The 6494-nt window shown below is 64.8% G+C and carries 6 protein-coding genes; 5 read left to right on the plus strand and 1 reads right to left on the minus strand.

The genetic code is table 11. The features are described from left to right. The first annotated feature begins 311 nt into the window (after nt 1-311). The 3 genes from WDC87_RS21490 to WDC87_RS21500 all read left to right on the plus strand — a co-directional run bounded on the left by WDC87_RS21490 (nt 312) and on the right by WDC87_RS21500 (nt 2672). Nucleotides 312-1175, plus strand: coding sequence for a pirin family protein (locus WDC87_RS21490; protein ID WP_252744439.1), 864 nt, complete (start codon nt 312-314; stop codon nt 1173-1175). Between the two features lie 121 nt (nt 1176-1296). Further along, the gene (aqpZ, locus tag WDC87_RS21495; protein WP_088497638.1) at nt 1297-2016 is read left to right on the plus strand and encodes an aquaporin Z; all 720 of its coding nucleotides are present in this window, start codon (nt 1297-1299) and stop codon (nt 2014-2016) included. Nucleotides 2017-2213: 197 nt separating this feature from the next. Continuing rightward, nucleotides 2214-2672, plus strand: coding sequence for a hypothetical protein (locus WDC87_RS21500; RefSeq protein WP_088497637.1), 459 nt, complete (start codon nt 2214-2216; stop codon nt 2670-2672). 128 nt (nt 2673-2800) lie between these two features. On the opposite strand, the gene WDC87_RS21505 is transcribed toward WDC87_RS21500, so the two are convergent. Continuing rightward, nucleotides 2801-3652, minus strand: coding sequence for a pirin family protein (locus WDC87_RS21505; RefSeq protein ID WP_053499689.1), 852 nt, complete (start codon nt 3650-3652; stop codon nt 2801-2803). A 215-nt stretch (nt 3653-3867) separates the two neighbouring features. Between WDC87_RS21505 and WDC87_RS21510 the strand changes: the two genes are divergently transcribed. Together WDC87_RS21510 and WDC87_RS21515 are read left to right on the plus strand one after the other, a co-directional pair. Continuing rightward, a complete protein-coding gene (locus WDC87_RS21510; protein WP_005418274.1) occupies nt 3868-5949 on the plus strand; it encodes a carbon starvation CstA family protein in 2082 nt (693 codons plus the stop codon). Further along, entirely contained in the window at nt 5949-6173 is a 225-nt protein-coding gene (locus WDC87_RS21515; protein ID WP_005410613.1) for a CstA-like transporter-associated (seleno)protein, read from the plus strand. The genes WDC87_RS21510 and WDC87_RS21515 overlap by 1 nt, the downstream gene beginning before the upstream one ends. Nucleotides 6174-6494: the final 321 nt, after the last annotated feature.

The following is a 6494-nucleotide window of genomic DNA, read 5'->3' on the forward strand; positions in this document are numbered from 1 at the left end:
TTTATGTTTATTTTATATCGAAGCCGGGCGGACACATCTCATTATGTGGGGGGGGCCGGGAGAGGGGTGGGCGGGGGTGTGCCCGCAGAGGTTAGCGCGGGTCTAATGTTCCAGGGAGGGATTCACGGGCCCCCCGCCCAACCCCGCCGGCCCGGCCAAGCACGGCTTGTGCTTGTGCCGTCAGCGACCAAGCGACCAGCCACGAGGGGCTGCGCCGTTGGCTGGAACACCCTGTTACCCATACGAGGCATGTCCCCGTCACAGCCGCATGCGATGCTGACCACCTGATCCCTGCCAGCGAGAACGCCCGCATGACCACCATCATCGCCCCGCGCGTGCACGACATCGGCGGCCTCGAAGTCCGTCGCGCCGTCCCCACCCTGCAGGCGCGCAGCATCGGTTCGTTCGTGTTCGTCGACCAGATGGGCCCGGCACTGATGCACCCCGGCACCGCCATCGACGTGCGCCCGCATCCGCATATCGGCCTGGCCACGGTCACCTACCTGTGGTCGGGCGCGATCGGCCACCGCGACATCCTTGGATCGGACCAGGTGATCCGTCCCGGTGACGTCAACTGGATGACCGCTGGTCGCGGCATTGCCCATTCCGAGCGAACACCGCAACCGGACCGCGACCATGACAACCCGATCCACGGCATGCAGACCTGGGTCGCGCTGCCGAAGTCGCATGAGGAAATCGAGCCGGCGTTCTATCACCATGCCGCGGCCACCCTGCCCGAGCAGCGCCGCAACGGCGCCTGGCTGCGGGTGATCGCTGGCCGCGCCTATGGCGAGGAATCGCCGGTGAAAGTGTTCGCCGATACGCTCAATGTGGCGATCGATCTGGACCCGGACGCGGAAATCGACATCGACGACGGCCACCGCGAGCGCGCGTTGTACATCCTTGAGGGCGACGCGCAGTTGGATGGCGTGGACATCCCCGCACAGCACCTGGTCATCCCCGAAGCCGGCGCACGCGGCCGCCTGCGCGCAAAGACACCGGTAAAGGCGATGCTGTTCGGTGGCGAGCCGCTGGATGGCCCGCGCCACCTGTGGTGGAACTTCGTGTCCAGCTCGAAGGAGCGTATCGAGCAGGCCAAGCACGATTGGGAAGCCGGTCGCTTCGGCACCATCCCCGGCGACGACAAGGAGTTCATCCCGCTGCCGCAGTACTGAGCATCGCGTGTTGCACACAGCCGAGGGTGTATTCCTGCACCCGGCGTTGACGCTACAGTCACCCGCTGATCATTGAAATGTGACATAAATCACACTTTCGACCGTCAAAGGAGTGCAACACATGAGCATGGGTAAACGCTTGTCCGCCGAATTCCTCGGCACGTTCTGGCTGGTTCTGGGTGGCTGTGGCAGTGCGGTGCTGGCCGCCAAGTTCGGTGGTGACGGCAATCCGCTGGGTATTGGCTTCCTCGGCGTGGCGCTCGCCTTCGGCCTGACCGTGGTGACCGGCGCCTATGCGTTCGGCCATATCTCCCGTGCGCACTTCAATCCGGCGGTCAGCGTCGGCCTGTGGGCGGGTGGTCGCTTCCCGACCAAGGACCTGGTGCCGTACATCATCGCCCAGGTTGCGGGCGGCCTGCTGGCCGGCTTCATCCTGCTGCAGATCGCCTCCGGCGCCAGTGGCTTCGCCATCGACGGCAGCCAGGCCGGAGCGTTCGCCAGCAATGGCTATGGCGCGCTGTCGCCCGGTGGTTACAGCGTGGCTGCGGCCTTCCTGTGCGAAGTGGTACTGACGGCGGTGTTCCTGATCGTGATCATGGGTACCACCCACGGCAAGGCACCGGCCGGGTTCGCCCCGCTGGCGATCGGCCTGTCGCTGACCCTGATCCACCTGATCAGCATCCCGGTCACCAACACGTCGGTGAACCCGGCCCGCTCCACGGCCGTGGCCTTCTTCGCCGGCAGCGGTGCGGTCAGCCAGTTGTGGCTGTTCTGGGTCGCCCCGTTGCTGGGCGGCGCGATTGGCGGCCTGATCTACAAGTGGATCGGCAACGACCGCTGATCCCCGCAGCAACCATTGCGGCCGACGGTCGGCCGCAATGGTTGCGCTTGCAACCGCGAATTGTGCGATCGCTCACGTTCCGTTAAGGTTGAGTTGACCGTCCGTGCACATGCCGGATGGGGTGGCGTCCGGGGATGGGATGCCATGGTCGCCGGCTCCGCTGGCGAAGCCAACCAATTCATCACCTTGGGGGATGCATGAAGTTCGTGCCTGTCATGTTGTCGAGCCTGCTTTTCGCTGCGGCCGAGGCCGCCGCGCAGGCGCCGTCCGAATGTCCTTCGCTGCCGGCCAGCAGCGGTCTGCAGTGGCAACAGCAGGTGCAGGCCGATTTCCTGGTCTGCCGCGCCAGCACCCCTGATGGCCGCGAAGTGCTGAGCCTGATGCTCAGCGCGCGTGATCCGTCCATTCCGCTGAACCGCTCGCTGCGGCAGGAAAAAGGCAGCTTCGGCGGTGAATCGCTGTACTGGTACCAGCCCGACCTGGGCGGCCAGCAACCGCCGGGGTATGCCGAACGGCGCATCAGCGTGGTCAAGCTCGACAAGGGGCGTTACGCGCAGATTTCGCTGTATCCGGACAGCGCGCAGGAGCTGGGGTCACTGCAACAGCTGGCGCAGGGCATGAGCCTGACCCCGTCGGCCGTGGCCGCCGGGCGCTGAGGATGACGGGGATGACTGCTTGGCAGCATCCCCGCAGCGCGACCCGATCCAACGGTAGTGCCGCCCGCTGGCCGGCACCCCGATCCGCCTCCAGGCGAGGCAGTTGCCGGCCAGCGGCCGGTACTACGTCAGAACTTGCCTTCCTGGAAATCGACGAAGGCCTGCATCAGTTCCTGCCGCGTGTTCATCACGAACGGCCCGTGGCGCATCACCGGTTCGCGCAGCGGACGGCCGGCCACCAGGATCAGGCGCGCGCCTTCATTGCCGGCCGAGATGTGCAACTGCTCGCCACCGCCCAGCACCGCCAGTTCCTGGCGAGCGACGTCGCGCGCGGCGTCCTGCTCACCCACGGTCACGCCACCTTCGAACACGTACGCAAAGGCGTTGTGCCCTTCCGGCAGCGCATAGGTCCAGGCACGGTCGGGCGCCAACGTGATGTCGAGGTAGAGCGGGTCGGTGGCCGGTTGCACGATCGGGCCGCGGGTGCCATCGACCGTGCCAGCGATCACCTTCACCTCCACGCCCGCTTCCGGGTGCACCACGGGAATCCGCTCAGGCGCGAACTCCTGGTACTTCGGCTCGGTCATCTTCTCCTTCGCCGGCAGGTTCACCCACAGCTGGAAGCCACGCATCTGCCCGCTTTCCTGCTCGGGCATCTCCGAGTGCACCAGGCCGCGGCCAGCGGTCATCCACTGCACGCTGCCCGGGGTCAGCAGGCCTTCGTTGCCATGGTTGTCGCGATGCCGCATGCGCCCGTCGAGCATGTAGGTGACGGTCTCGAATCCGCGGTGCGGATGCTCCGGGAAACCGGCGATGTAGTCCTCGGCGCGGTCGGTGCCGAATTCATCGAGCAGCAGGAACGGATCGAGGTCGGGCAGCGTCGGGCCACCGATGACGCGGGTCAGGCGCACGCCGGCACCGTCGGAGGTGGGCATGCCACGGATGGTCCGCAGCACGCGGACCGGTTCGGGAAAGCTCATGGCGACTCCTGTTGGATGGATGCCACTGAAGATGGACGCCGCACGGCCACACGCCAATGGACGGCGCCGCAACCGATTGTTCCATCCCTGATGTTCGCTGCACGTCAGCACAACAAGCGTACGACCAAAGTACTACCGCCGATTCGTCCTGTGCCAATTGACCCTGTCGAGGGCACGCGGGACTCTTTGACTGTCTTTCCGGGAGAGAGCACCTCATGAAAGGGTTTTCCAAAATAGGCTGGGCGGTCCTCGCCCTGCTCGGCGCCTTCTGTCTGGGCACCGTGGCCCTGCGCCGCGGCGAACACATCAATGCGCTGTGGATCGTCGTCGCCGCGGTTTCGCTGTACCTGGTGGCGTACCGCTTCTACAGCCTGTTCATCGCCAACAAGGTGATGCAGCTGGATCCGACCCGGGCCACGCCGGCGGTGATCAACAACGATGGCCTGGACTACGTGCCGACCAACAAGCACGTATTGTTCGGCCACCACTTCGCCGCCATCGCCGGCGCCGGCCCGCTGGTCGGCCCGGTCCTGGCCGCGCAGATGGGCTACCTGCCTGGACTGCTGTGGCTGGTGGTGGGCGTGGTGCTGGCCGGTGCGGTGCAGGACTTCATGGTGCTGTTCCTGTCCAGCCGTCGCAACGGCCGTTCGCTGGGCGACCTGGTAAGAGAAGAGATGGGCCAGGTACCTGGCACCATCGCGTTGTTCGGTGCGTTCCTGATCATGATCATCATCCTGGCGGTGCTGGCGATGGTGGTGGTCAAGGCGCTGGCTGAAAGCCCGTGGGGCATGTTCACGGTGATCGCGACGATGCCTATCGCCATCCTGATGGGCGTGTACATGCGCTATATCCGCCCCGGCAAGATCGGCGAGATCTCGGTGGTCGGCCTGATCCTGCTGCTGGCCGCGATCTGGTACGGCGGCAAGGTCGCCGCCGACCCGGTGTGGGGCCCGGCGTTCACGTTCACCGGCACCCAGATCACCTGGATGCTGATCGGCTACGGCTTCGTCGCATCGGTGCTGCCGGTGTGGCTGTTGCTGGCCCCGCGCGACTACCTGTCGACCTTCCTCAAGATCGGCACGATCATCGCGCTGGCCGTCGGCATCCTGATCGTGATGCCGGAACTGAAGATGCCGGCGCTGACCCAGTTCGCCGCCAGTGGCGACGGCCCGGTGTGGAAAGGCGGCATGTTCCCGTTCCTGTTCATCACCATCGCCTGCGGTGCGGTATCTGGTTTCCATGCGCTGATCTCCTCCGGCACCACGCCGAAGCTGCTGGCCAATGAAGCGCACATGCGCTACATCGGCTACGGCGGCATGCTGATGGAATCGTTCGTGGCGGTGATGGCGCTGGTCGCGGCCTCGATCATCGATCCGGGCATCTACTTCGCGATGAACAGCCCGGCGGCGGTGATCGGCGCCGATGCGGCGTCGGCGGCGCACTACATCACCAACACCTGGGGCTTCACCATCACGCCGGAGCAGCTGACCGCGACCGCGGCGGCGATCGGCGAGCCGACCATCCTGCATCGTGCAGGTGGCGCACCGACACTCGCGGTGGGCATCGCGCAGATCCTGCACGAAGCGATCCCCAGTGGCAGCGACGCAATGATGGCGTTCTGGTACCACTTCGCGATCCTGTTCGAAGCATTGTTCATCCTGACCGCGGTGGACGCTGGCACCCGTGCCGGACGCTTCATGCTGCAGGACCTGCTGGGCAACTTCGTCCCGGCGCTGAAGAAGACCGAGTCGTGGACCGCCAACATCATCGGTACCGCCGGCTGCGTGGCGCTGTGGGGCTACCTGCTCTACACCGGTGTGGTCGATCCGTTCGGCGGCATCCAGACCTTGTGGCCGTTGTTCGGCATCTCCAACCAGATGCTGGCCGGTATCGCGCTGATGCTGGGCACGGTAGTGCTGTTCAAGATGAAGCGCGACCGCTATGCGTGGGTCACTGCGGTACCGGCGGTGTGGCTGCTGATCTGCACCACCTATGCCGGCTTCATCAAGATCTTCGACAGCAACCCGGCGCAGGGTTTCCTGGCACAGGCACACAAGTTCCAGGCCGCACTCGCCAGCGACACGATCACGGCGCCGGCCAAGTCGGTGGCGCAGATGAAGCAGATCGTGGTCAACGCCTACGTCAATACCGGCCTGACCGCGCTGTTCCTGCTGGTGGTGGGCGCAGTCCTGGTGTATTCGATCAAGACCATCCTGGCGGCACGCCGCAATCCGCAGCGCAGCGACCGCGAGACCCCTTACGTGGCGCTGAAGCCACATGAAATGGTGGATCTGTGATGAGTACGCAACTGGTTCCCGCCGGCCAGTACCAGGCGCACCGCCGCATCTGGCGGCGCCTGGTGCAGACCGCACGACTGTGCTGTGGCATTCCTGATTACGACAACTACGTCCGGCATATGCTGGAAAAGCATCCGGACCAGGAGCCGATGGACTACAAGACGTTCTTCCGCGAGCGCCAGGAAGCGCGCTACGGCGGACGCAATGGTGGCCGCTGCTGTTGATGCTCGGGTTCGACAGCGCTGCAGCGGCCTTCAGTAGATCCACGCCATGCGTGGATGAGGACCGCCGCTGATCGAATGGTGTCCGGGGTCAGATCCGTTTCCTCCGGGAAACGGATCTGACCCCTTCTTTGAAAGAATGCCGAGCGCGGGCTCGGCCCTGCACGGGCAGAGCGGGGTGGGGGGGGCCCCCCCCCACCCCCCCCCAAAACAAGCCCCAGAAAAAAATCCCCCCGCAAACAAAAAAAATTTATTATTATATTAAAAAAATAAACCCCGCCCCAAAACAAAATCGTTTATATTATTGTTTGCCGCCTTCATAAA

Source organism: Stenotrophomonas maltophilia group sp. Smal12, from assembly GCF_037079935.1.
Classification (GTDB): Bacteria; Pseudomonadota; Gammaproteobacteria; order Xanthomonadales; family Xanthomonadaceae; genus Stenotrophomonas; species Stenotrophomonas sepilia.

Bases quoted from the DNA above. Each gene is read 5' to 3' on its own strand.
- WDC87_RS21510 (WP_005418274.1), top strand. From the start codon at position 3,868: ATGAAAGGGTTTTCCAAAATAGGCTGGGCGGTCCTCGCCCTGCTCGGC.
- WDC87_RS21505 (WP_053499689.1), bottom strand. From the start codon at position 3,652: ATGAGCTTTCCCGAACCGGTCCGCGTGCTGCGGACCATCCGTGGCATG.
- WDC87_RS21500 (WP_088497637.1), top strand. From the start codon at position 2,214: ATGAAGTTCGTGCCTGTCATGTTGTCGAGCCTGCTTTTCGCTGCGGCC.
- WDC87_RS21490 (WP_252744439.1), top strand. From the start codon at position 312: ATGACCACCATCATCGCCCCGCGCGTGCACGACATCGGCGGCCTCGAA.
- WDC87_RS21515 (WP_005410613.1), top strand. From the start codon at position 5,949: ATGAGTACGCAACTGGTTCCCGCCGGCCAGTACCAGGCGCACCGCCGC.
- aqpZ (WP_088497638.1), top strand. From the start codon at position 1,297: ATGAGCATGGGTAAACGCTTGTCCGCCGAATTCCTCGGCACGTTCTGG.